This is a genomic window from Paraflavitalea sp. (assembly GCF_059502485.1).
On record NZ_JCACET010000010.1, the window covers coordinates 848,339 to 874,810 of the forward strand.

At 44.5% G+C, this 26,472-nt stretch carries 19 protein-coding genes; 11 read left to right on the forward strand and 8 right to left on the reverse strand.

Annotated elements, in window-relative coordinates:
* Window positions 1–2 precede the first annotated feature (2 nt).
* Together AC5JBY_RS20750 and AC5JBY_RS20755 are read right to left on the reverse strand one after the other, a co-directional pair.
* Window positions 3–1,514, reverse strand: coding sequence for a family 43 glycosylhydrolase (locus tag AC5JBY_RS20750; protein ID WP_495906567.1), 1,512 nt, complete (start codon window positions 1,512–1,514; stop codon window positions 3–5).
* A gap of 24 nt (window positions 1,515–1,538) precedes the next feature.
* The gene (locus AC5JBY_RS20755) at window positions 1,539–3,020 is read right to left on the reverse strand and encodes a family 43 glycosylhydrolase (RefSeq protein WP_495906568.1); all 1,482 of its coding nucleotides are present in this window, start codon (window positions 3,018–3,020) and stop codon (window positions 1,539–1,541) included.
* Window positions 3,021–3,181: 161 nt separating this feature from the next.
* Here AC5JBY_RS20755 and AC5JBY_RS20760 point away from each other — a divergent pair, with 161 nt between their 5' ends.
* From AC5JBY_RS20760 to AC5JBY_RS20770, 3 genes are all read left to right on the forward strand, one after another.
* Window positions 3,182–6,370 (forward strand): ligand-binding sensor domain-containing protein, encoded by a 3,189-nt coding sequence (locus AC5JBY_RS20760; protein WP_495906569.1) that lies wholly within the window; start codon window positions 3,182–3,184, stop codon window positions 6,368–6,370.
* Between the two features lies 1 nt (window position 6,371).
* Window positions 6,372–7,136: a response regulator transcription factor gene (locus AC5JBY_RS20765; protein ID WP_495906570.1), complete on the forward strand. Its 765-nt coding sequence runs from the start codon at window positions 6,372–6,374 to the stop codon at window positions 7,134–7,136.
* Window positions 7,137–7,646: 510 nt separating this feature from the next.
* Entirely contained in the window at window positions 7,647–8,822 is a 1,176-nt protein-coding gene (locus AC5JBY_RS20770; RefSeq protein WP_495906571.1) for a hypothetical protein, read from the forward strand.
* 96 nt (window positions 8,823–8,918) lie between these two features.
* Here AC5JBY_RS20770 and AC5JBY_RS20775 read toward each other — a convergent pair whose 3' ends face one another.
* Window positions 8,919–9,383, reverse strand: a complete 465-nt coding sequence (locus AC5JBY_RS20775; RefSeq protein ID WP_495906572.1) for an Lrp/AsnC family transcriptional regulator — start codon at window positions 9,381–9,383, stop codon at window positions 8,919–8,921.
* Between the two features lie 322 nt (window positions 9,384–9,705).
* On the opposite strand from AC5JBY_RS20775, the gene AC5JBY_RS20780 reads away from it, so the two are divergent.
* Complete coding sequence (locus AC5JBY_RS20780; protein ID WP_495906573.1) at window positions 9,706–10,665, forward strand: methylenetetrahydrofolate reductase; 960 nt, start codon at window positions 9,706–9,708, stop codon at window positions 10,663–10,665.
* A 35-nt stretch (window positions 10,666–10,700) separates the two neighbouring features.
* Here AC5JBY_RS20780 and AC5JBY_RS20785 read toward each other — a convergent pair whose 3' ends face one another.
* Entirely contained in the window at window positions 10,701–12,755 is a 2,055-nt protein-coding gene (locus AC5JBY_RS20785; RefSeq protein ID WP_495906574.1) for an arylsulfatase, read from the reverse strand.
* Between the two features lie 65 nt (window positions 12,756–12,820).
* Window positions 12,821–13,501 carry a Type 1 glutamine amidotransferase-like domain-containing protein gene (locus AC5JBY_RS20790; protein WP_495906575.1) on the reverse strand — a complete coding sequence of 227 codons (681 nt, stop codon included), beginning with the start codon at window positions 13,499–13,501 and terminating at the stop codon, window positions 12,821–12,823.
* 119 nt (window positions 13,502–13,620) lie between these two features.
* Here AC5JBY_RS20790 and AC5JBY_RS20795 point away from each other — a divergent pair, with 119 nt between their 5' ends.
* From AC5JBY_RS20795 to AC5JBY_RS20810, 4 genes are all read left to right on the forward strand, one after another.
* On the forward strand, window positions 13,621–15,087 hold the full coding sequence (locus AC5JBY_RS20795; RefSeq protein ID WP_495906576.1) for a 2OG-Fe(II) oxygenase: 1,467 nt from the start codon (window positions 13,621–13,623) through the stop codon (window positions 15,085–15,087).
* 89 nt (window positions 15,088–15,176) lie between these two features.
* A complete protein-coding gene (locus AC5JBY_RS20800; protein WP_495906577.1) occupies window positions 15,177–15,773 on the forward strand; it encodes a hypothetical protein in 597 nt (198 codons plus the stop codon).
* Window positions 15,774–15,902: 129 nt separating this feature from the next.
* On the forward strand, window positions 15,903–16,859 hold the full coding sequence (locus AC5JBY_RS20805; protein ID WP_495906578.1) for an MBL fold metallo-hydrolase: 957 nt from the start codon (window positions 15,903–15,905) through the stop codon (window positions 16,857–16,859).
* Between the two features lie 2 nt (window positions 16,860–16,861).
* Window positions 16,862–17,422, forward strand: a complete 561-nt coding sequence (locus AC5JBY_RS20810) for a DUF417 family protein (RefSeq protein WP_495906579.1) — start codon at window positions 16,862–16,864, stop codon at window positions 17,420–17,422.
* Window positions 17,423–17,434: 12 nt separating this feature from the next.
* Here AC5JBY_RS20810 and AC5JBY_RS20815 read toward each other — a convergent pair whose 3' ends face one another.
* The 3 genes from AC5JBY_RS20815 to AC5JBY_RS20825 form a co-directional block, all read right to left on the reverse strand.
* Window positions 17,435–18,346: a hypothetical protein gene (locus AC5JBY_RS20815; protein WP_495906580.1), complete on the reverse strand. Its 912-nt coding sequence runs from the start codon at window positions 18,344–18,346 to the stop codon at window positions 17,435–17,437.
* A 62-nt stretch (window positions 18,347–18,408) separates the two neighbouring features.
* Window positions 18,409–19,236, reverse strand: coding sequence for a helix-turn-helix domain-containing protein (locus AC5JBY_RS20820; protein ID WP_495906581.1), 828 nt, complete (start codon window positions 19,234–19,236; stop codon window positions 18,409–18,411).
* A 104-nt stretch (window positions 19,237–19,340) separates the two neighbouring features.
* Window positions 19,341–19,550, reverse strand: coding sequence for a hypothetical protein (locus AC5JBY_RS20825; RefSeq protein ID WP_495906582.1), 210 nt, complete (start codon window positions 19,548–19,550; stop codon window positions 19,341–19,343).
* A gap of 207 nt (window positions 19,551–19,757) precedes the next feature.
* Between AC5JBY_RS20825 and AC5JBY_RS20830 the strand changes: the two genes are divergently transcribed.
* From AC5JBY_RS20830 to AC5JBY_RS20840, 3 genes are all read left to right on the forward strand, one after another.
* Complete coding sequence (locus tag AC5JBY_RS20830; RefSeq protein ID WP_495906583.1) at window positions 19,758–20,348, forward strand: HI_0983 family protein; 591 nt, start codon at window positions 19,758–19,760, stop codon at window positions 20,346–20,348.
* 159 nt (window positions 20,349–20,507) lie between these two features.
* Window positions 20,508–25,361 carry a RecQ family ATP-dependent DNA helicase gene (locus AC5JBY_RS20835; protein ID WP_495906584.1) on the forward strand — a complete coding sequence of 1,618 codons (4,854 nt, stop codon included), beginning with the start codon at window positions 20,508–20,510 and terminating at the stop codon, window positions 25,359–25,361.
* A gap of 8 nt (window positions 25,362–25,369) precedes the next feature.
* The gene (locus AC5JBY_RS20840; protein WP_495906585.1) at window positions 25,370–26,470 is read left to right on the forward strand and encodes a hypothetical protein; all 1,101 of its coding nucleotides are present in this window, start codon (window positions 25,370–25,372) and stop codon (window positions 26,468–26,470) included.
* Window positions 26,471–26,472: the final 2 nt, after the last annotated feature.

Sequence of the window (26,472 nt, forward strand, 5' to 3'; positions counted from 1 at the left end):
AATCAATTTTTAAACCTGAAGGCCGATACTTCTGCCAAACCAGGTTGTTTTTGGGCATCATGACCTGAAACGGGAATAAGCTTAAAGTACCTGCATTGTTTTTGTTGTGGCAGGCTGACATACTGTTTCAACAGATCGATATTATTGAGCGTATACACGCCCACACTTTCCCAGGTATTATTGTTTGTGCTGATCTGTATTTCCAGTTCTTTTATTTTGCGGTCGCCTGCTTTCTGCGAAATGATGAATCCATCGACGCTGGCCGTGGTGTCCATATCTACCGAGATCCAATGGCTGGGATAGTCTGTGGGATCGGTTGAATACCGGGTGATCCAATAAGTGGACAGGGAATTATCGATCAGGCGGGTGGCGAGGCGACTGTTGTTGATCTCTTCTGAGCTGAACCCGGGAATGGACCATTTCGTTTTCGTATAGATGAGGCGAATGGGTTCTCCGGAAGGCCGCCTTAGTGTCAGTTCGAGGGGTTCGGGTTCGCCGAAATTGGGCGATCCATCTGCATTCCAGGTGAAGCGCTGTATCCTTGGCGTCCTTGCCACTGCATCTCCTCCATTGGGAACACCGCGGGCATGGTAAATGATCCAATCTTCTTTGCCATCGGGCGATTTAAAGAAACCGTTGTGGCCCGGACCATAAGCGCTGCTTCCTGCCCTCATGGAAAACACAGGGGTGGCTTTTTTTGTCCAGTCGGCCGCATTCATGGGATCACCGTTTTCTTTTAGCGTAAGCTGGCCCAGACAATATCCATCTTCCCAAAATCCACTACCGGAGTAAATAACAAATAAACGTCCCTGCGGATTGAGGAGCGCCTGCGGCCCTTCGTTGATCGCATTGCCTTTCTTTTCCCAATCATAGGTTGGTGCAGCGATCATGACCCTTTGACTGGAAATGGTCCAGGGGTTGCTCATTTCGGCGATGTAAATATTTTGTGGTGCTGTTCCGGTATGGGCGCCTGACCACAACATGTATAGCTTTCCCTTGTAGTTCAATATAGTGCCATCAATAGCCCACTGGTTGGTGGCATCTGCTACCTGCCCTTTAAATTCCCAGGTACCTTCTGTGGGATTTGATGAAGTATTCTCCACCACATACATCCGGTGGTTTGCATTGGGCCCATCATCGGCTGCGAAATAGAAATACCATTTACCGTTTATTTCATGGAGCTCGGGCGCCCAAACATTTTTTGAATACATGGTGCCGGCAGGTGGTGTCCACACTTCGTAGCGGGTAGCAGAAGCGAGTTCCGATACGTTCTTTGCAGCCAGTAGCACCAGTTTGCTTCCTTGCGTATAGGTGCAGTAATAGGTGCCGTTCTTTTGTATGATCCAGGGATCGGCGCCGCCTGTCAATACCGGGTTTGTAAAGGTGCTGTCAATGATAAAGACTGACTGGTTTTCGCCAGGCTCTTCTTTTTTTTCGTCAGGTGATTTCGTTTTTTTGCAGGCAATGCTCAGCAAGGCACCGCCCAGGATAGATAGGTAAAGCAATCGTTTCATATGCAAGGTTTATTTGGTAGCTCATCAATTGGCCAGGGTGAAGTTTTTGAAGATGGCTGTTTTTTCTGCGGAGCCTTTTGACACCAGTCCTACACGAACGGCCCTGTCCCATGGTGGCAGGTAAGAGATATCGGCAGCATTGCTATTGAGTTCAATAAACCGTTTGCCATCTGTACTGTATGCAAACGTGGCCTGGGTATTGTTTTTTACAACTGCTCTTATGCTCACATTCGAAGGTTTATCGATCTTCACTTCCGCAATGACGGATGCTTCTCCTTTTTTCACCTGTATTAAACGAATGATGGAGCTATCAACTGCGGCGTATATAATGTTCTTATCATCCCCAATCAAAGCAAGTCCTGCCTGCGATGTGGAGCTTTTTTGTACGGTTACGGTCGCATAATAATTCTCTGCCAGAATAGACTGTCCGAGGTAAGCGCCGGAAATGGAAGGAAGCGCCTGTAGCTGTAAGGTTTTGTTGGCGATCGTGTATTGTACGTTCTGGAAAACACTCCAATGCCAGCCGCCGGCAAGTTGTGGACTGGTGAACTGATCAACTATTTTTCCGGCCTTTTTCGATTTACCATAGTTACTGTTGTTGGTGAAACGGATCCATCCATCATTGGTAAATTCAAACTCGTTGAGCAAGCCCTGTCTTCCACCGTAGGCACTACTACCGGTGCTATAGGCATGATAAATGAAATAAAACTTACCGTCCTTTTCAACGGGTGTTCCGTGGCCGGGGCATTTCCACTCGGCAGTTTCAGCCAACACCGGGTTGCCCGGATATTTTTCCCAAGGGCCCAGCAGGCTTTTTGCTCTTGCAATACCTGTTCCGTAATTACATTTTTTACCGCAGCAGGCGGCTGCCGCATAGAACGCATAGAAATAATCGTTTCGCTTTATGATCGAAACGCCTTCTACCAGGTTATTTTCCCAGGCCGCATCAGCCCGGAAAAGCTCTTTCTTCTCTCCTATCAACGCGGTTCTGTCTTCTTTCATTTCCATCGCCCAGATAGGTGTAGGCTTGCCCACACTATTGCCATCCTCTTTCCATATCATGTATAGCTTTCCTTTCTCATCGCGCATGGGGAAAGCGTCTATGGAACCAGCCGCCTCGCACATCAGCGGGCCAAGATCTGTGTAAGGGCCTTCGGGCTTATCTGCTACAGCTGCTGCAATACAAAGATTACCGCCTTTTTTATGTCCTGCATAATAGAGGTATACTTTACCATTATCGTACGTGATCTCGGGGGCCCACAGGTAATAATCGGCCCAGTCGGGCATTTTTGTAAACACATGGCCTGACGGCTTCCAGTTTACAAGATCGTTGGAGCGGTATAAGGGAAAAGCGGGAAACCAGTTGGAGGTGGTACCTGCCACCCAGTATTCATTGCCTATTTTAACGGCCGATGGATCGGGGTGATCTCCGGGAAGAATCAATTGCTGAGCATTACTACAGAAGACAAGCAAGCAAAATGTCAGTGACAAAAACAATCGTATCATGTTACTTTATTAGTATTGAGCATCCGTGGCAGCATGTATAGCCACACAGGCCAAAATAAATAAACCCGTCTCAAACCGGTTGTTCAATATTTAGCAGAATCGTGTCAAAAATTGCGGGTAAGTATCGTAACTACGATTTATATATATTTGACTGAAGGAATATGCGCTTGTTGTATAAAATCGTCACTGCCGGATTATTACTGCTGCTTGCTGCATCGACCTGCCTGGGCCAATATTATTTTAAACAATACCAGGTGGGCGATGGACTGACGCACAATGCCGTAACTGCTATCCTGCAGGATAGCAAGGGGCTGATGTGGATCGGCACACGCAATGGCCTCAACCGTTTTGATGGATATACTTTTAAGACATGTACCTATTCCAAAGATCAATTTGGTCGCATAGGTAATAATATCATCAATACCATTGCTGAGGATAAAAACGGGATGATATGGATTGGAACGGGCAAAGGTCTTTTCAAATATGATCCTTATAAAGAACTTGTCTTTGAAATTGAAGCAGTACCTAAAGAATTTACCAACAACCTGCTCATAGACAGCAATAACAATTTGTGGTTCCAGATCAATTTCACGCTTTACAAATATACCCCTTCTCAAAACAAGGTCGAGAACCTCAACATGCCGGCCTCCTGCATTGCCTTTGATGCAGAAATGAACATATGGGTAGGAGATAATGATGGAAACATCAGCCTATACAACTCCGAAAAAAAAGAAAACGGCCCTAAGATCACGATCGTCGATAAAAAACTTCCAGTCAATGCCCGGTCGATCTTTAAAATATACCCGATCAACAACAACAAGCTACTGATAGGCTGCTTTACGCAGGGGCTAAAAAGTTACGACACGAAAACCGGTGAAGTGAGGTCATTATCTCTTCGCGCTGACAAGAGTGCTATCTACGTTCGCGATATTGCTGTAGACAATGATGGGCTTTACTGGGTGGCTACAGAATCCGGACTCTACATTTACGATCTGGAGCATAACGTTAGCAAGAATTTTCAAAAACAGTATGGAACTCCTTACGCTATTACAGACAATGCTGTTTACATTCTTCGCAAGGATAATCGTGGTGGTATGTGGGCCGGCACTTTTTTTGGCGGGATCAACTATTGCTCCAGGGAAAATGCCCGATTTGAAAAATTCTATCCTATACCGGGCGTCAACTCCATCTCCGGCGAGGCTGTGCGGGAAATATGTGCAGACAGCAACAATAATCTCTGGATCGGAACAGAAGATGCCGGCCTGAACAAGCTGAATCTGGCAACCGGTCAGTTTACCCATTATGCTGCTTCCGGCAAAAAGGGCGCTATCTCGTATCCTAATATACACGGGTTACTGGCATGGGACAATCAGCTATTCATTGGCCCCTTTTTTCATGGCATGGAAATCATGGACACGCGCACCGGGGCCATTACAGACCGGTTTAAGCTGATCGGCAACAAGAATGATCAGAGCAGTGATTTTGTCATTAATATCTACCGTACAAGAGAAGACCGGTTATTGGTGGGCGCTGCTTATCACGGTTCGAGCTTATTGGAGTATGACCGACAACACAAAACATTCAGCCCTATTCCAGAGATACCTTACAACTCTTATGTTTTTGACATATTCGAAGACTCCAAAGGTAATATCTGGACAGGAAGCGTGAACAAGGGGGCCTTCTATTATAATCCCAAAACGGGCGCGCACGGCAGCTTCCGGTTTGGAGATACGGTGAACAAGCAATACATCAATGAATTTGCTGTCTATAATATTTTTGAAGACAGTCATCACGCGTTGTGGTTCGCCACTACCGGCGGCGGATTGATCAAATTAAGTGCCGACTGGAAAAACAAGACGCGGTATACTACAAAAAACGGACTACCCACGAATGTATTATATGGCATGCTGGAGGACAATGCCGGACATTTATGGATCAGTTCGCTCCAGGGGCTTATACGGCTGAATATCGCCACTGATGAAATAAAAGTATATACACAGGCAAACGGACTCATCACCGATCAATTCAATTATAACTCGGCTTATAAACACAAGGATGGTAGAATGTATTTTGGTTCGGTGAAAGGCATGATCGCGTTCGATCCTGCTTCCTTCGACCAGCAGGAAGCAAGCCCTCCCACTTACATTACCGGTTTCCAGATCAACAATAAGGAAGTGACACCCGGCGCCGCCAACAGCCCGCTCAACACTTCTATCCTGTACACGGATACCATGGTGCTGGACTACCACCAAAACAATTTCAGTATCGAGTTTGCGGCACTCAACTTTTCCTCGCCCGAAGTGACGCGCTATAAATTTTTAATGAAAGGGCTGGACAGGTCCTGGACTTATCTCAACACGAACCGCAAGGCCTACTTCACCGATCTTTCGCATGGTAGTTATGAATTCATCGTGCAGGCTGAAAGCAATATTGGCAGCTGGGTGGGTCAGGAACGAAAGCTGGTGATCATCATTAATCCTCCTTTCTGGAAAAGTGACGCAGCCTATATTTTGTATGTGCTGCTACTTGCTACGGGTGTTTATTTTGCCACCCGTTTGTATCGTCAGTCCCTGGAAAGAAAGAACCTCCGGAAGCTACAACTTTTTGAATACGAAAAGGAAAAGGAGATGTACCAGGCGAAGATCGATTTCTTCACCAATATCACCCACGAGATACAAACGCCTGTTACGCTTATTGCGGGGCCTATAGAGTGGCTGCGCAAGAAACTGGGGAAGGAGGATGCAGAAACGAATAAAAGCCTGACGATCGCCGAAAAGAATACGAGGCGGCTGGTGGAGCTGACGAACCAGCTACTGGATTTCAGGAAGACTGAAGCGAGCCAGTTTAGTTTAAGCTTTGTAAAAACAGATATTGTGGCCGTCATCAGCGACATCGTGACCGGTTTTAAAGAACAGGCTGCGGCCAATAGTATTGCATTGGAAACCGAATTGCCCGCCCACCCTTTCTTTGCTTTTGTGGACCGGGAGGCTTTCATTAAGATCAGCACCAACCTGGTATCGAATGCTGTAAAATATGCGGCCTCCAGCGCTGTGGTACGCATACCTGCCGTAGAAAGCTCCGACGAATATTTTACGATCCATTTTATCAATGACGGGAAAGCTATTCCGGAAGAATACAGGCAACAATTGTTCGAGCCGTTCGTGCGGGTGCGTGGTAATAACAAACCTGGAACCGGCATTGGCCTGTCGCTGGCCCGATCGCTTACTGAACTGCATAGCGGGACCCTGCAACTGGTTTCTGCAGAAAAGGATTCCATTATTTTCGAACTGCGGATGCCGGTGCATCAGCAATTTGAATTTCAATTAAGCAGCTGGAAAAAAATAGAGTAGTATGACTGACAGTATCCTTATTATCGACGACAATGAAGATATCCTGGATTTCTTATCTGTGGTTTTGGGCAGTACTTATAAACTGCATCTTGCCGCCAATGGGGAAATTGCCCAGACCATTTTGGATAACGAAGTGATCAACCTGATCATTTCGGACATCATGATGCCGGGGATCGATGGGTTTGAACTGTGCCGGCGGATCAAATCGAATGTGGAGTATTGCCATATTCCGATCATCCTGCTGACCTCCAAGAACACCAATAAAGCACATATAGAGGGGCTGGAAGTTGGGGCAGATGCCTACATTCAAAAACCTTTCTCTACGGAATTATTGCAGGTGCAAATTGTGAACCTGCTGAAGAACCGCCGTAAAATAAAAGAACATTTTGCCAGTTCGCCTTTCGACGATGTGGCTGTAATGGCGCATTCCAAAACGGATGAGGCCTTTCTGCGCAAACTCGACGAGTATATAAAGGCCAATATCAAAGAACCCAATATCGAGGTAGACATGCTTGCGGACCATATGTTTATGAGCCGTACTACCTTTTACCGCAAAATAAAATCGCTCTCTTCCTTATCACCCAAAGAGTTGATCGACATCACCCGGCTGAAAACAGCCGCCGGCCTGATCGCTGAGAACGAATATTCCTTATTCGAGATCTCCAAAATGGTGGGCTACAGCTCTCAAAGCCTATTCAGCCGTAATTTTCAGAAGTACTTCAATGTGTCGCCTATGGAGTATTTCAATTCGCTGCCGAGGAAGTAAACAGCTTATTCTCCCTGCGGACATGCAGCATTTTACTTTGTTATCTGGTCTTATTAAGGAATGTCTTTCAATCTATTATACCTGCTTTCACAACCGGCCATTTCCGGCCTTTGGGGCATTTTCCCGCGTCCAGCCTGCATTTGAGCCTTCTCCGCGTACTATTAGCCTACTATTACCCTACTATCAGCCTACGATTACCATACTTCTACCATGCTTCTGCCGGGAGAGTACTATGCCTGAGCTATGGCTGTACCATAGGAGCTCTATGGGAACCTGATGGCCCCGTTATGCACCGGATATGGTTGTCCTGCGCATCGATGTAGGTGGCTTGTGTCTTTGCGGTAGTTGTTGTGATGATCCATGTTGCACCATTGCGTGCATGATTAAAGTCAAGAAATTAAAAAAATTGTGACGTGATATGAGACTTTATGCGGTGGATCGTACCCTGCTCTGCCGGCACTGTTGTTTTGGGCTGTACAATGACGTAAGTTTATATAAAATCCATATACTATGCCAAAACAACTTGGACCTATCAAATTTCGCGGCCTCCTCGATGATGTCTGCGGGCGCAAGACTGAAGATGGTGATATCCTGCAACGCAAAACCGGTCCCACCCGGAAGCAGGTACTCAAGCACAAAAAATTTATCAATACACGGCGTAATGCGGCTGAATTTGGCGGTGCGGTGGCGGCCTCTACCCTGCTGCGGCGGGTGCTGGGCTACACGGTCAAAGCTGTGAAGCATTCGAAGCTGGTAAGCTATATGAACAAGCAGCTGCACGAAGTGGCGATGTCGGATACCGAAAGTGGCTGGGGAGAACGTTGTGTGAACAAAGGTGATCTGCAGTTGCTGGAAGGGTTCGATTACAATCAAAATTTGAGCCTGGATATTGCGTTGCCGGTGAAGCTTTCGCATGCGTTAGATATGGCTACCGGGCAGGTGCAATTGTCGGTGCCGGGTTGCATGGTACGGCACAAGCGGGTATTTCCCAAGGAGGCGACGCATTTCCGGATCGTGTCGTGTGCCGGGTCTGTGAACTTCGATAAGAAGCGTTGTTCGTTTCATATAGCTGAGAGTGAATTACTGCCACTGGGCAAGAAGATGGCCGCTTTTCAACTGAAGCATCAGCTGGCTGGTAAGCCGGGAGAAGTGATGCTGCACACCGCAGGGATCGTGTTTTACGAAGTAGTTGATGGGAAGGAACGTATGCTGCGTGGCGGGGTGTTAAAGGTTGTGGAGGTGACGAGAGTTGCGGCTGGTTCGCGTGTTGTTGAGAAAAGGAATATCAGCGGTATTGACAAGAATAGCGCACGGATGTCTGTACGACAGGTTAAGCAGCAGGCTTGCGCCCTTGTTTGTGTTGAGGACGACACACCTATTGTGCAGCTGGTGGTGGCGAAGAAGAGGACTTGCGCTCCTTGTTTATTGCCTGAGATGTTGTCTGAAACAGTAAGAGACATTACGATTGCAGTGGTGGAAGAAAGAGTTGTGCGTGAAATTGTAATGAATGATGTGGATCGTGTTGTTGATGAGATAATGGTTGATGTGCCGGCTGAAACAGATGACTTTATTGTGGGCATTATGGATGCAATGGGAACACCTTTACGAGGGGCTGTCGGGGCTTCAGATGGGCGAAGTCTTAAGGCGTGGTTAGGTAAGAAGAGGTGGCTGAAAGCCACAAAATAAAACTTCGAGGCTGCAAGCCTCGCAGAGCAAAGTAAGCCTTCGTTTGAGAAGAAGAGCCGGTTAAGGAGGTATATGGAAACGTAAGCGTATGATGGCCTATAGATTTATATTATAGGAATGTTTATTCTCGCTCATCACAAATGTGCTGTGTGTGCTTCCGATGCTTTTTACCATTCCTAATTTATTGAATACAAAATCCTGGTAGTGTCTCATGTCTTTGGCAAGCACTTTCAACAGGAAGTCGAAGTCGCCTGATATGTTATAGCATTCCACCACTTCTTTCAGTTTCATGATATCTGTTACAAAATTACGGCCAATGCTTTTATTGTGCTGTTTGAGCTTGATGTTGCAAAACACGATGAGGCCATAGTTCAACTTCTCCGCATCTATCAGCGCAATGTATTTTTTTATATAGCCCTCTGCTTCCAATCTTTTTACTCTTTCGAAGATGGGTGATTGAGACAGGTTTACGCTTGCTGCCAACTCCTTCATTGTCACGTTGGAGTTCTCGCCGAGCATTTTCAACAGGCGCATGTCTATATCGTCTAAAGGTGTGTCCATAGAATAATTTTCTTAGCAGGTATCGATTTTGTGCTTGTAACAGCAAATTTTGCTGCTAAATTAGCTTTTTAGCGTTTTTTATCCCAAATATTAACTTAACTAAAGAAAATAAATCTTTAAATATACATTTGTTCCCTAATAAGTGGCTGAAACAAAGGCTTTGCCCGCCATTCTTTATCAGCAAGTTGCGTTTGGAGAAGCGCTCCCGAACGAATATCTTAGCACGCGACTAAGGCAAAAGCCATGCGGTTGTGATGGCGGAGGCATTTGTGGGCCGTGAATGGAGGTTAATCAGTTATACCGATAATTCGTACAATAAGATATGTTCCTACACAAGATCAAGGCCGGTCAATCCGGTATTTTAACTTACGGCATTACGCCGCCCAAGATAACCGAAACTGACCCTCAGCGGATCGCGGAGATCGCAGGAAGGACGATTGCCAGGTTGATGCCGCTGGACATCGATGCGCTTATCGTTTATGACGTGCAGGACGAATCTGCGCGTACTGCAGTGGAAAGGCCATTCCCGTATATGTCTGCTATGGACCCTTTTGCCTTTGCCAGCGGTTATCTTCAGGACCTGCGCATTCCCAAGATCATTTACCGTCCTGCGGGAAAGTTTTCAAAGGATGAGTTATCGGATTGGCTGGATGGTCTTCACAAGCATGGGTTCTACCCTGTGTTTGTGGGCGTTCCAACACCTGGATTTGCCGTAAAAACAACGCTGACGGAAGCTTACGAGCTATGGAGCAAGCATAAGGATTCATCTGCCGTGGGCGCCGTTACTATTCCGGAAAGGCATGCGGTGCTGAAGGATGAAGATAAGCGGGTACTTGAAAAGGCGGGCTGTGGCGTTACTTATTTCATTTCTCAATGTGTATTTAATTTGGCGTATGCCAAGAAAATGATTGAGGACCTGGAAGATACCTGTAAAGCGCAGGGTGCTGCAACGCCTACGATCATTTTCACGCTTACTGCCTGCGGCTCGGCGAGGACCATGGATTTTATGGACTGGCTGGGCATTCATCTGCCCGACTATGTGAAGGAGGATCTGACCAAGGCTGAGGATATGCTGGGACGGTCTGTCGGCATTTGCCTGGACATCGCTGCTGAACTTATTGCATTTTGCTCTGCACGGTCTATTCCTTTTGGTTTCAATGTTGAAAGTGTTGCCATCAGGAAGGATGAGATCGAAGCTTCTATTTATATGGTGAACCGGATCGGTGAAATGCTGGAAGCGCAAGGCATCCGGCAAAAGCGTACTTCATCTGTAACGTTATAATTGAAATGATAGGGGGCAATGAGGGATGAGATTGTTCATTTTTTCATTGCCACCAGTTCTACATCATCTATCCATATACGGGTGTTGGCAGTCGTTGTTCCAAAGTACAGCGCAATGCGGTAGGTCCCATTTTCGGGTATCTGCAAAGATTGGTAATTCCCTTCATTTATCTGTGTAGAGACATTCATCACCTGGTCGATCACCTTGTCAGCTCCTTCATCGGCTTTTTCCAGCCGCACAATAAAGGAGGCCTGGCCGCTGGCCCGCGCTTTTAACTTAACGATAAACTCCTCTCCTTTCACTGCCTGGAAAGGCCAGTTCAACGATAGCGTTGCCGGCCTGGCGCCGGGACTGGTAATATCGACCCGTGCAGCTCTCTTTCCGGTAACAGCGCTTGTCGTGTCAATGGTAATGGTTCCTTTCATATCAGGGGCTTTCCTGATATTCCAGCCACCCAGGTTGTCATCGAAGCTACCATTCACCGTACGCCTGTATGCACTCATGCGCATTCCATAACCACGGGTGTCCAAAGGAAAAGCCTGTATGTCTGTAGCCCATTTTGTCCAGGCAGTATACATGCTGTCTACACGCCCGGGGTATTGCGTGGCCAGGTTTCGTTGTTCATTCGGATCGGCCCGCATATCGTACAATTCGAGGCTTTCTTTTTTGAATGACGTATTCTCAGGCGTTTTGGCCACCAGTTTCCATTGGCCATTTCGCATAGCGATATTGGCTTCGTGTTCCCAATAAATGGCGCCGCGGTTGTTTGACTTGCCAGCAAAATGAGGCGCCAGGCTTTTGCCCTGCAAAGGCACGATCTTATTGCCTTTATAGATTGCCGGATAAGTGGTATTGGCGACCTCTACACAGGTGGCCATGATATCCGACACATGTCCGTACCCACTTATAAAAGTATTGTTGAGCGAGCGGCTGATGCCGGCTGGCCAATGTACGATCAGCGGTGTGGCAATGCCTCCTTCGTGTGTATAGTGCTTGTATTGCTGAAAAGGCGTGCTGCCTGCATTGGCCCAGTGAATACGGTAACTTTCAAACGTTTCTTCCGTGCCATCCACTTCCTTGCTTTTGCCGCTACTGATGAATTCGGCACAGGCGCCGTTATCGCTCATAAAGAAGATGAGTGTGTTCTGCCATTGGTTTTTCTCTTTCAGCTTGGCAACGATCTTCCCGATGCCCTGATCCATGGCATCTATCTGCGCGGCATAAATGGCCATGCGCATGGCCATCTCTTGTTGTTTGGCAGGCGGCAGATCATCCCACGCCGGCACTGTGCTGTCGCGGGGCGACAGTGGCACGCCGGGAGCAAACAGTCCGATCTGCTTTTGCCGGGCAAGACGCTGCTGACGCAGTTTATCATAGCCGATCCTGTATTTGTCCTTATACTTGTCGATATCCTTTTGCAAAGCGTGTAATGGCCAATGCGGCGCTGTATAGGCCACATACATGAAAAAAGGATTGTTGCTGCTATTCACGTGCTCTTCTATATAACGCACGCTTGTATCGGATATAGCGTTGGTGAGATAAAAGTTATCGGGTGCTTTCCAGCTTTCATTATTGCTGTAGAGTACAGGGGTATAGTAATTGGCGCCGCCGGGTATAATGCCAAAGTAACGATCGAAGCCACGTTGGCGTGGCCAGCTTTCGATGACCTCTCCATCGATCTTACGTTCATTGGTAAGGTGCCATTTTCCTGTCATGTACGTGCTGTACCCGGCCGTTTTCAATACCTCGGCAATGGTAACGCATTGATTGTTGAGGTTATCCTGGTACGCAGGCGTGGTTTCCAGATCGGCTGCCGCCATCCAACCCATCCCGGCCTGGTGGGGATACAAACCGGTCATTAACGATGCACGTGTAGGACAACAGCGCGCCGCATTGTAGAATTGTTTATAACGAATACCATTTTTTGCCAGCGCATCCAGGTTCGGCGTACCTACTTCGCCGCCATAGGAGCCGATATCAGAAAAAGCCATATCATCTGCCAGTACAACGATGATATTGGGCTTCTGCCGCTGTGCTATGCTATTACACACCATTGCACACGCTATCATTAGACATCCAATTCTTTTCATATATTCGATCGTTAATGAGGACTGAAGTTACTTCTTAGCAATCAAAAACTCTTCAAATTACAATACTACCTTCCTGAGTTATCAGGCATAATCAGCTTCCAGTTTCCTTCGGAAATGACCTCGATACCGTCGTCGGTTAATTTAATGGCAGTCTGATCATCTATCAGGTAGGACGGCATGGGTAATGTAGCAGCCAGCTTTTCCAGGTTGACCATAGAATTCTCCGGAAACCATTCGTGATCTAAATGGGGATGTATAGCAAAATTAAAAATGCCCAATGATTTAGCGCTTTCCACTGGCAGCATATGCCTGCCGTAGGTTGTTCCGAAACTCGTCACAACCATACTGCCTGCACTTAAACCCACGTACACGATCTTGTCTACCAGCCACGGCAAGATGTCTGACAGAGAGGATTGCTGCATCCAGTAGGTCAAATACTGACAGTCGCCGCCTCCAACGAGCAAGGCGTCGGTCTCCAGCAGCATGGGCACCCATAGCTCCTGCTTAATGCTGGGTAGTGCGGTGAGCTCGAGTATCCCCAACGATTTCCAACCCATTTTACAAAAAGGATCGCCTAACGAGCCATCAATCACTCCCCGTATAATGTTGGCGCCGTTGGGTATGCCGTAAATCGCGGAAGGAACAAAAAGAGCGCTCGCCTCGGAAACCGGCTTTCCCAAGAGGTCAACCAGCGCGTTGTGAATGCTGGTGTTGCTGATGCCAGCGGCAGTAAGAAGAAGCTTCATAATTGCGAAAATGGAATAATAAGATCAACTGAACAAGGGGTAAATGCGACCAATTACAGGAAGTTTGCGCAATTGTTGCAACCTGTTAACTTTACTAGCGTGTAACAAAATTCTCAGTTATGAACCCCGGAATATCCGTAAACCATATCCTGCCCGATTCGACCTTTACCTGCTTTGTAATATCTTCCTTGTTCACACAAGCGGAGTGCGAAGCTTTATTAAGGCCCGACATCAAAAACTCATTTCAGAAAGCCAATTCGAACTACCCTACCTATTACAGAAATAACGACCGGCTCGTGATCGATAATGAAGCATTGGCAGATCAACTATTTCAAAAGGTTAAACCTTACCTGCCAGAGACGATTGAAACCGACTCCGCTATTCAGTCCGAAACCGGCACCTGGCAGCTACAAGCATTGAATACCAGGCTCAGGTTTTGCAAGTATGCCGCTAACCAGTATTTCCACCGGCATCTTGATGGCATTCATTACCGGAGTGATATCGTACAGTCCAAGCTCACCTTTATGATCTACCTGAATGGCGCTTCGGAATTCAAGGGAGGCAGGACACTCTTTTACAAAACAAAAGAAGATAGTGAGGTATGGGCAACTTATATCCCGCAACAAGGCGATCTCATCGTTTTCGATCACAATGTGTGGCATGAAGGCGAAGTACTGTCAGCAGGTGAAAAATTTGTATTGAGAAGCGACATCCTGTATGCAAGAATTTCCGGCATTCCGCGAAACAAGGAGCCTTTTGCCGGCCATCTGGGCTATATATGGTCATTACTAAAATTTGACGATGATACCATCTTAAGCGGCGGCAGGGATACCAGCATTAAAGCATGGACCACTAAAGGGGAACAAAAGCATTCTCTTAGCGGCCATCAGAATTCCATTCTCTGTATTGAGAAAATGGCTGACGACACCTTTATTTCAGGCTCAAGAGATCAATACATTATTGTCTGGAAACATTACCAGGCAGTACGAAAAATAAAGATCCATACGGCCATTGTCCTTTCCTTGTGTCGCATTTCCGACGAGGCTTTTGCATCAGGCAGCGGCGATAATATGATCCACATTGCAAACCTCGAAGGAACCATTCTACGAACTCTTACCGGACACACCAACTGGGTTTGGCAAGTGATAAAACTGGATGAACATACACTTGCTTCCTGTTCTGAAGACTGCTCTATTAAAATATGGAATATTGAAAGTGGCCAGTTGCTTGCCACATTTACGGATATCGATCCGGTAATAAGCCTGGCCTTCGATCCTGTTAACAAACGGCTGATCAGTGGCAATTTGAAAGGCGAGATCGCCATACGCACATTGGGACAGGATTATCAACAGCAACACCTGGCAACTTTTAGAGCGCATAGTGGCATTATAAGAACAATAAAACTCATCGATGCTGCTACCATAGCAACTGGTGGAGAAGACAACAAAGTAAAGCTTTGGCGTTTTGACGGACAACTCCGTGCCGAATTAGAACATCAGAACTTTGTACAAGCCATTGAGCAATTGGATGCCGGCAAAATAATCAGTGCTTCCTATGATGGAACAATCAAGACTTGGATGGTATAAGCATGGCAATTTTCACACATTTTAAGCAGATTGAATGTAATCTTATGCAAAACCTCGTTTTACTGCATCATCTTATCAAAGCCCTCATCATGAAGCGACATTTATTCTTTGCAACTCTTCTTTTAGTAACACATTGCTGTTTTGCACAGACCCAACCCATAGACAAAACAAAGCATATAAATCTGCCAGTTTATTTAATCGAATTGGAACAGATCTCAGGCCGGGACTCCATTGTTCACATAGATTCAACGTATGGCTTTCAAATAACTATACCCAAATGGTGGCATATAAGAGAGACACCACCTAATTTGTTTGGCGGAACGTTCCCTCCCGTAGACTCAATTGAGAATGCATTGGTCTTTAAATGTTTCAACAAAACTGAATTCAAAAGCATAGACGATTTTGAGAACTGGGTTATTAAAGATTATAGTATAGGTGAATCTCCCAAGTGGAGCAATCAGAGCCAGCATAGAATGCTCCTGAAAAAAGAATTGACAACATTTAAAGAACTGGGCAAATCCTATAAAACCCAGTTATTAAAAGGAGGCAAGATTTATGACTGCTGCTACATAATAACGCAGACAAGTACTGCTTACATCTGGATTGACTTTACAGCCACAACCACAACTTACCCAAAAAACTTTGACAGGTTCAAGGAAATCGTCAGCCTCTTTAAAAGAATATAGAAAACGGCGGATAAGCTCTCTGAAGGTGTCATCTACATAATAAGAATACTAATAGCAGTTATCATTTGGATGATTTTACTTTCCCACTCTCCTTCCTGAAATTTACTACGACAAAAAAAGTAGTAAATTATGGAAGGTCAACAATCAAACGAGATCAGCCGTCGTCGTTTTATAAGTTCTATGGGAATATTGGCTGCAGGGTGCTGCGTATCTCCAAAGCGGATCTTTGCACAGGCGGAGAGCCCGGTAATCACCATCACCAATGCTGCAAAGACAGCCAGGATCAATGTTACCAAACTGCGCGGCAACATCAGCATGCTGGAAGGATCGGGAGGCAATATAGCCGTTCTTACCGGGGCTGAAGGTAAACTGCTGGTCGATGCAGGTATTGGCGTCTCCAGGCCGAACGTATTGGAAGCACTTAACAGTGTAAGTAAGGAGCCGGTCAAATACCTCATCAACAGTCACTGGCATTTCGACCATACAAGCGGGAACGAGTGGCTGCACAAGGCGGGTGCAAAGATCATCGCCCAGGACATTACCCGCAAACACCTTTCAACAACCACCAGAGTGGATGATTGGAACTATACGTTCCCGCCACTTGCAGCAGGAGGGCTGCCCACCACCCTTTTCAAGACTGAACATACACACTATTTCAACGGAGAAAAGATTGCAGTAAAAGCTTACTCACCTGCTCACACAGACGGAGACAGCTCCATCTTCTTCCCCCATGCGAATATCCTGCACGTAGCCGATACATTCTGGAATGGATACTACCCTTTCATTGACTACTCAACCGGCGGGAGCATCACCGGTATGATCAAGGCGGCAAAAATGAATATGGACAGTACAACGAACGAAACCATCGTGATCCCGGGACACGGCCCGATCGGAAACAGGCAGCAACTGATTGAATTCCATGAAATGCTGTCTGCAATACACGCTACAATAGCAGCTTTAAAAAAGCAGGGTAAATCGCTTGAGGAAGTATTGGCGGCCAAACCAACAGCCCCTTATGATGCAAAGTATGGTGGATTCGTGATCGATGGTAAATTCTTTACACGGTTAGTTTATAAAGGAGCATAATTATGAAACCTATTGCAGCGTTTTTGGCAGGCAGTGAAGTAACGCTGGTGAACTTCCTGCGCATCGCTATTTTTATTGTGATGACCTGGATCGGAGCGTTGAAGGCTTTTCAATATGAAGCAGATGGCATCGTCCCTTTTGTGGCAAATAGCCCTTTGATGCGTTTCTTCTACCGTGACCCGGCAGATTATAAAAAGCATATGAATAAGGAAGGCGAAGTGGTACCCGCTAATATTGAATACCATAAACATAATGGCACTTATGTGTTTGCCTATGCCCTCGGAGCAGTTATTTTTGTAATAGGCCTATTGACCCTCGCCGGAATATGGTTTGCTTCCGTTGGTATGGTAGGAGGATTGCTTACTGCCATCATGTCTTTGGTGACGCTCTCTTTCCTGATCACTACCCCCGAGACGTACGTACCCAACCTTGGTGGCCCCAACCACGGATTTCCTTACCTGTCCGGGTCCGGCAGACTGGTTATCAAAGATGTGATCATGCTGGCAGGTGGATTAATTGCCGCTTCGGATAGTGCCAGGCAGTATTTAGAACTTAACCGCTGACAAACAAACACCCTAAGGATTAATGGTACGCTTATCCCAGTTTTTCATCATATCGAGCACACTTTTATCTGCCAACGAAGAAAGAAAGGTTGCAAATTCCTCATCGGTAAGCTTTTCTTTCTTGCTTTTAAGCGCATTCCATAAAATGCCGCCCACCTGCTTTCCTCCTGCATTATAGATATCAGCAGCAGCGGAATGCCAGCGACATTGATACCACCCGTAGTTTTTGGGATGGAACCGGGCAATCTCTTCATATCGTTCTTCAATATCCCGCAAGCTGGTATATTTAAATTCCCTGGCCCCGGCAGCTATAACCATCTGCGGAAAAATGGTTAGCGCAGGCAGTAATGCCGGCTCATTTTCTGCGATGTAGGTATGCAATAATAGATTGACAAACAACTCTCCCATCCATGGGCGCTGCATAATAATCCCAGCCTGATTATGAAAAGCATGTCCCAGCTCATGAACAGCCAGCAAGTCGAAAAAAGGCTGCATGCTCAACTCTCCTTTACTGTTTTTATACACTGCCTGGATTTTATCGCGTAATGGTTGCGGCAATTGGTCCAACGGAGGCAGGAAGCTTTTCCAGAATGGATTATCCTGACTGGCCACAAACAGTGTTTTGCTGGCATTATTGTAATGCGGCATGCCATACACTGCGCCCATAGTGGTATACTTTCTCCAATCTGCGGTATCTAAGATAAGTACTGTCACTACAGGTTTGAACTCCAGCATTCCTGTATAATACGCCATCGCTTTATCTATATGCCGGGCAATAAAATTAGCGCGCTGTTCATGGCCAGCGCTGTAATAAACCCTGGCAGTATGATCTTTTAAGTTGGGAAGTTGTTCGAAAGACTGGGCCCTTGCCTGTTGAATCAGGCTCCCGGCAATTAATAACAGTTGAAGAATCGACTTTAGCATAGCTTTGATTTATAACACAAAGCTCGCCGCATATGCTAAAGTCAAATAGTACAAAAACGACATTATAAACGCAGATCGGCCTGAAAACGGACCGGCGTTTTCTCCAGCTCTTTTTCAATAATACCTGGCGCCACGCCCGCAAACGTTTTAAAGTCGCGGATCATATGCATCTGGTCAAAATAACCGCATTCATAAGCGATGCTGGTCCAACTGATAGCAGGAAGATTTTCCCGTAACCGGTAGGCTTTTGAGAAACGGGTGAGCCGGGCATACAATTTAGGCGGCAAGCCGATCCGGTCTTTACATACCCGCTCAAATTGCCGGAGGCTAAGACAGGCCATGGAAGCTATCCGTTCAATCGCCACATTGCCATCTAAGCGTAACAATTCCAGCATGGCCATATCGAAAGGCAAAGCCTTTTTCAACACCTTCATTTTTTGGAGTAGGAAAGTTTCAATGACGCCATGAATTTCATCAAAAGATTGGGCTTCCTGCAACCTGTCATTTACCTCCTTCAATTCATTACCAAAAATATCGGTTGCATCATAGCTTTCATCCACCATTTCAATCATGGGTATTCCCAACAGCCGGTACAGACCTCCCGGATGAAAGCCTACCCGGACGGCTTTATGGTTTTTATTGATGTCGAGGGTAACCTTGGTCAGTTGCGGCCCCACAATGACGCTCCGTGGCTGCAATAAAAAGTGAGTGCCTCCTTCTTTTTGAACACTGATGGGGTCATTGATATAAAAGAATAAAGAGTTCTGCGGTGTTGGCGGATAAGGACAAAGGATGGGAGCACTATGCTTGTCCGCTTCTACATGCACGATCATAATACAGTTAATAAATTCCTGTAATAGCATATGGGGCGTGTAAAACCTGACCTTCACCTATTGTTTTATGAAATTTAACCAAAAAAACCGGCCTGACAAAGTTGTATAAATGATGAGGAGTTTAAAGGATGTATACAGGTAAAAAAGAAGGACTATTTGACTTAGCTCAATACAACAGCATCGGTCAGCGCCCTGTATCCCTTACCGGTTTTCCTCACCAGGATGATTTCCCGTTGCTGTACCGGTGTGTGAGGCGGCACAAAATCATCTTTTCTGACAAACACAGCAGTGTAAAGATTATAGACAGCAAGGATCAGTTTACCGGCTTTGGCGGCTATTTTCTGCTGCAAAAGGATAATAGTCTTTTTCATACAAGGGTTTAAATAGTTATTGAGGAAACAAATATGATAACTAAACAGCGGCCGGCATAATGAAACATAGTAAATGGTAGACAATACCTAATAAAGTGTAGAAAAAAAGCAGTAACCCGCAATTCGCCCAATAAATCCTCCCATTTACTAACTCATTCTTGCCTACAGGCATCATTTGATGCACTTTTGAGTCTCAATAGCATCACCATGAAATCATTAACTCTCTTCAGTGCCATGTCCATCACTCTGTTAGCAGCATTTACAACCGGCGATAGCCCAAAGGTCAAAGATTATCTCAGTGTGCCCGGTCCGCTCGCATTCAACAAAGGTTCTTATAGCCTTTCCTGGAGCTCACATCCCAGTGCCACCTATTATAAGCAGGAATACCTGCCGGCCGGCCAAACAAGTGATAAATACACCAGCATGATCTTACTGGAAGTGGCTACCGGCGACTTTACCCTGGCCGACCTCGTCAAATCCAAAACAGCAGAACTGGACCAGCGAAAGAAAACAGATCAGACCACCAACTATTCAGTGATTCAAAACCCTACTACAGGCGAGTACATGCTGGACTTCGTGATCAGCCAGGGCACAGGAGCCGTCGGCATTGTGGAATGGAACGTATACCGCTATGTAAAATTGAAAGATAAAGCAGGCGCCAAAGGCGTGCAGCTAATAAGCTACAGCAAACGAGCCTACGGAGATGCCGGTACTGCATTTCTCAAACAATTAAAAACAACCCGCCCTACCGACATCAATGCCATGGCAACTTATAAAGTGCCTGAAGTAAAGCAGTAAACCGATTCGGGTATATTTGAACGGAAGCCAGTAAGTGAAAACAAAGAACATGGCTTCTCATCGATCAAGTAATTTAATTGAAAATCAGCAACTTATATCACTTTAAACTCTATCAATGACGAAGCCTGTTAATTAAACCATTTTGGTATTCAACAACTTGTGTATATTAGAGAATTGGCGGCCAGCTATTCAAAAATGAATTCGATTGCTTTTGTTGATACCGAGATTGAGCCAAAAAGCCGAACGATTCTTGACATTGGAAGTGTTAAGGATAGTGGAAGTTCTTTTCACAAAAATTCACTAATCGAATTTGTTCAGTTTCTTAATGGAACGCAATTTATCTGCGGACATAATATTTTCAACCACGACATAAAGTATATTGGTAAGGTATTTAATGACGCAGGGATCGATTCTGCCAATATCATTGATACGTTATTTCTTTCCCCGCTCCTATTCCCCACCAAGCCATATCACGCTTTATTAAAGGACGATAAACTTCAATCAGAAGAAGCTAATAATCCATTGAATGATTCAATCAAGGCAAAGGATCTATTCTATGATGAAGTAGCTGCTTTCAAACAACAAGATGAAACGATTCAACAAATTTTTTATTCGTTATTAAACAACAAAAAGGAGTTTAATGCCTTTTTTCGTTTTATTGAATACACTGGACAGAGCATTGAACTTGAAAGCCTGATTCGAACGAACTTCAAAAATGAAATATGTGAACAAGTCGACATTTCGAAAATAATCACGGAGCAACCGGTGGAATTGGCATATTGTTTATCCCTCATTAATTCCTTTATCCAACACAACAAAATACATTCCATCACTCCACGCTGGGTGTTGAAAAACTATCCTGAAGTTGAACGCATACTGTTCCGGCTGAGGAATAATCCTTGTATAACTGGCTGTGTATATTGCAACGATGCGTTGGACGTGCACAAAGGATTGAAGCGTTTTTTTGGATTCGACAAATTCAGAACTTATGGATCCGAAGCACTGCAAGAAAAAGCAGTTAGGGCCGCTGTTCACAATAAATCAATACTCGCAGTTTTTCCGACAGGTGGTGGTAAGTCAATCACTTTTCAGGTGCCTGCTTTAATGAGTGGCGAAAGCTCAAAAGCATTGACGGTAGTCATCTCCCCACTCCAATCATTGATGAAAGACCAGGTAGACAACCTTGAAAATAATGGGATCACCGAAGCTGTGACCATAAATGGATTACTTGATCCAATTGAAAGAGCCAAATCCTTTGAAAGGGTGGAAGATGGATCGGCAACCATTCTCTATATCTCGCCGGAAGCATTGCGCTCAAGAACTATTGAACGGTTACTCTTAGGAAGGAAAATCGCTCGTTTCGTAATCGACGAGGCCCACTGTTTTTCCTCCTGGGGCCAGGATTTCAGGGTCGATTATTTGTACATCGGCGATTTTATTAAATCGATCCAGAAAAAGAAAAATCTGGAAGATGGAATTCCAGTCTCATGCTTTACTGCAACAGCAAAGCAAAAAGTAATAGAAGATATCCGGGACTATTTCAAGGAAAAATTATCGCTGGACCTTGAAGTATTGGCCTCAAAATCATCAAGAACAAACCTTCGCTATAAAGTTTATGAAAAAGGAAATGAAGATGAAAAATATCAGGCAGTAAGAGACTTGATTGAAGAAAAAGATTGCCCGACTATTATCTATGTATCAAGAACGAAAAAAGCCTTCTCGCTGGCAGACAGGTTAACAAAAGATGGCTTTATAGCAAATCCATATCATGGAAAAATGGAGGCAAAAGAAAAAATTGCCAACCAAAATGCTTTTATAAAAGGAGAAATTCCGATTATGGTTGCCACTTCTGCTTTTGGGATGGGAGTTGACAAAAAGGATATTGGGATGGTGATCCACTATGAGATATCAGATTCCCTCGAAAACTATATTCAGGAAGCAGGCAGAGCCGGGCGAGATGAAAATATGATGGCTGACTGTTTTGTACTATTCAACGAAGAAGATCTTAGCAAACATTTCATATTACTGAATCAAACTAAGCTTTCCATCAAAGAAATTCAACAGGTTTGGAAAGCGATAAAAGAAATTACAAGATTTCGTTCAACTGTTTCGAACTCAGCCTTGGAAATTGCGAGAAAGGCTGGCTGGGATGACAATGTGGTAGAAATTGAAACAAGAGTAACAACAGCCATTGCAGCTTTAGAAGAAGCCGGATATTTGAGACGTGGACAAAACATGCCCAACATTTTTGCAAACAGCATTCTATCCAGAAATGCACAGGAAGCTATTGACAAAATAAATGCCTCGTCAAGGTTTGAAGAAAAGCAAAAAGAAAAAGGGATCAGGATCATTAAGAAACTTTTTTCCAGTAAAAGCAGGAAGCAGTCAGAAGATGAGACTGCTGAGTCAAGGATCGATTACATTAGTGATCATTTAGGAATTGTGAAAGGGGAAGTGATAAACATAGTAAACCTCCTGCGTGAGGAAAAAATTCTTGCGGATGCCAAGGATCTTACTGCCTTTATAAAAAAAGGAGAAAACAAAAACCGTTCTCTTAATATCGTTGAAATTTTCAGCAAGATTGAAAATTACCTGCTTACTATATTTGAAGAACAGGAAAAAACATTTCACATCAAGGAGCTGAACGAAGACGCAGAAATTAAAGGTTGCGAAGAGGTAGATATTAAGAAGATTAAAACCACCATCAACTTCTGGTCTATAAAAAACTGGATCAAACGGCAGAACCTGGAATACTCTAAGAACCACCTCGCAGTCATTTGTCTGCATCCGAGAGAAATACTGAAAAAAAGGTTAGAAAGACGACACGAGTTGGCAAAGTTTATAGTCGAACTTCTTTACAAGAAGAGTAATTCAAACCCTTCTGAGAACGACGCCACGAAAGAAGAAGTCCTGGTTGAGTTTTCAGTACACGAATTAAAAGAATCATATGAACAGAGCCCAAACCTATTCAAATCGAACGTAAGCATCGATGATATTGAAGATGCGCTATTTTACTTATCGAGGATCGAAGCAATAAAAATTGAAGGGGGATTTCTTGTTTCCTATAACCGGCTGACTATCGAACGGCTCGAACAGGACAATAAGAAACGGTACAAAGTGGAAGATTACCAAAAGTTAAATCAATTCTACGAAAATAAGGTTCAGCAAATCCACATTGTCGGAGAGTACGCCAAAAAGATGATTACAGACTACCAGGATGCGTTGCAGTTTGCTGAAGATTACTTTCAACTTAATTATACATCATTTCTTAACAAATACTTCAAAGGGGCCCGCCAAAATGAGATAAAACAAAACCTGACCCCCGCTAAGTTCAGACAACTTTTCGGAGAACTTTCTCCAACACAACTAAAAATAATCAAAGACAACGAATCAAAATACATCGTGGTTGCAGCAGGCCCTGGAAGTGGTAAAACAAGGGTACTGGTCCACAAACTCGCTTCACTGCTCTTGATGGAAGACGTAAAACATGAGCAACTACTCATGGTCACTTTTTCAAGAGCAGCAGCGACAGAGTTTAAGAAACGCTTATTAAAGCTTATTGGGAACGCCGCCAACTACATCGAGATAAAAACTTTTCACTCCTATTGCTTTGATTTGCTTGGGAAAGTTGGAAGCATCGACAAATCAGATGCAATACTAAAAAAGACAATAGAAAAGATTAAAAACAAGGAGGTGGAAGCAAGCCGGATCACAAAAACTGTGTTGGTAATAGATGAGGCGCAGGACATGGATGAAGATGAATTTGCCTTAATAAATGCGCTAATGGAACAGAATGAGGAAATGAGAGTGATTGCAGTTGGAGATGATGATCAGAATATTTATGAATTCAGAGGAGCAAGCTCAAAATACCTTGAACAGTTTATCCAAGCGAACAAAGCTACCAAACATGAATTGGTTGAAAACTACAGGAGCAAGAGCAACCTCGTTAATTTTACCAACCAGTTTGTAGCACGTATTAGCAACCGGCTGAAAGAGACCCCAATCATTTCCCATCAAACAAGCAATGGATATATCAGGCTGGTCCGTTATCAAAGCAATAATCTTATTACACCATTGGTGAACGACATTATCACAACCGACCTTATCGGAACAACTTGTGTGCTCACGAAGACGAATACAGAAGCTCTTCGCATTACAGGTCTTCTATTGAAAAATGGTATCCAGGCAAAATTGATTCAAACAAATGATGGATTCAGCCTCTTTAATCTACTGGAAGTCAGATACTTTTTAAGCCTATTGAACGGGGCCGAGGATGTCTTTGTAATCAGTGATGAAGTTTGGGAAAATGCAAAGCGAGCGTTAATAAACAGGTTTCAGGCCAGCACCAATTTAGAAATTTGCATGAACCTGATCAGAGATTTTGAATCTACCAATACGAAGAAAAAATACAAATCAGATTTAGAGGTTTTCATCCGTGAATCCAGGCTGGAAGACTTTTTTAATGAGAACGGAGAAACTATTTTCGTTTCAACAATCCATAAAGCTAAAGGAAAAGAGTTTGACAATGTCTTTCTAATGCTTGAAAATGTCAATACTGCTACCGATGAAGAAAAGCGTCTTTTATATGTTGCCATGACGAGAGCAAAACAGAATTTGACAATTCATTCAAATGCAGGCTATTTCGATGAGTTCTCAGTAGAAAACCTGGATCGAACGGAGGATTGGGAATTGTATCAGCCACCCAACGAAATCGCGATGCACCCAAGTCATGGAGATGTCTGGCTGGATTACTTCATCAACAAGCAGCATCTCATTACTCAGCTTTCGAGTGGGGACACCTTGATTTTGGAAGGAGACGAATGCTTGAATTCGAAAGGGCAACCGGTTCTAAAATTTTCAAAATCATTCATTACACAAATTGAAGATTTGAAAACAAAAAATTATACATTAAAGAGTGCCAGGGTGAACTTCATTATCTATTGGTTGAAAGAAGGAGCTACACAAGAAATAAGGATTATCTTACCAGCGCTTTTCTTTGAAAGGAAAACATAAATATATACATGTTTCGAAAATCAACCACCACTAAAGAAGCAATTGTCATCTTTTTATTCATTGGATTATGGACATCCCTCACTGCACAGAAAGCACAAAACAAAAGTGAAAGATACGCGGACGCCTATAAAAAATACCTAAGCGCTACTTGCCCAATCCCCCAAGACAGCATTCAACACTTTGTTTATTTCTCACGGGATAGAGAAAAGATCATTGATCACCCATTGCTTTTGCATCCCATGTTTAAAGGTGCTCAGATCATGTATTCCTGGAGAGACTTTGAGCTACAAAAAGGCGAATATGACTTTTCCATTTTAAAGCAGGATTACGAATACCTTAAAAAATACGGCAAAAGAATATTCATCCAGTTACAAGACGTCACCTTCAATCCAACATACAAAGCAATACCCGACTATTTATTAACGGATGAATATAATGGCGGCGCTACATTACAATACAACGATAAAGGAAAAGCCGAAGGATGGGTAGCAAAACGTTGGAATAAAAAAGTAAGAGAACGATTTGCCTTGTTGCTCCAGGCGTTGGGGGCAGCATTTGATGGAAAAATAGAAGGCATCAACCTGCAGGAAACAGCCATTGGCGTAAATCCTAAGACAGACGCGAGCTTTTCTGAACAAGGTTACCTCAATGGATTAAAAGAAAACATGCTTGCCCTGAAAAAGGCTTTTCCGTCTTCTGCCACTATGATATACGCCAATTTTATACCCGGAGAATGGCTTCCCTGGGAAGACAAAGGATACCTGCGCAGCATATACCAATATGGTGAAGAAATTGGTGTGGGGCTTGGTGGCCCGGACTTGATGGTGACAAGAAAGGCACAACTCAACCACGCGCTGGCTATGATGCATGAAGGACGCTATACCGTTCCCATTGGTATTGCCGTACAAGACGGCAATTATATCGGTAAAACCGGCGCCGACGCAGATTACGAGGAAGACGGCGTCAAAGGAGGCAAATCACGGAAAAACATCGTCCCCTTATTGCATGGGTTTGCAAAAGACTTTCTAAGGGTAAAGTATATGTTTTGGGTAGATCAGGAACCCTATTTCAAAGAAGATGTACTGCCTTGTTTTTCGGGAACCAGATAAAA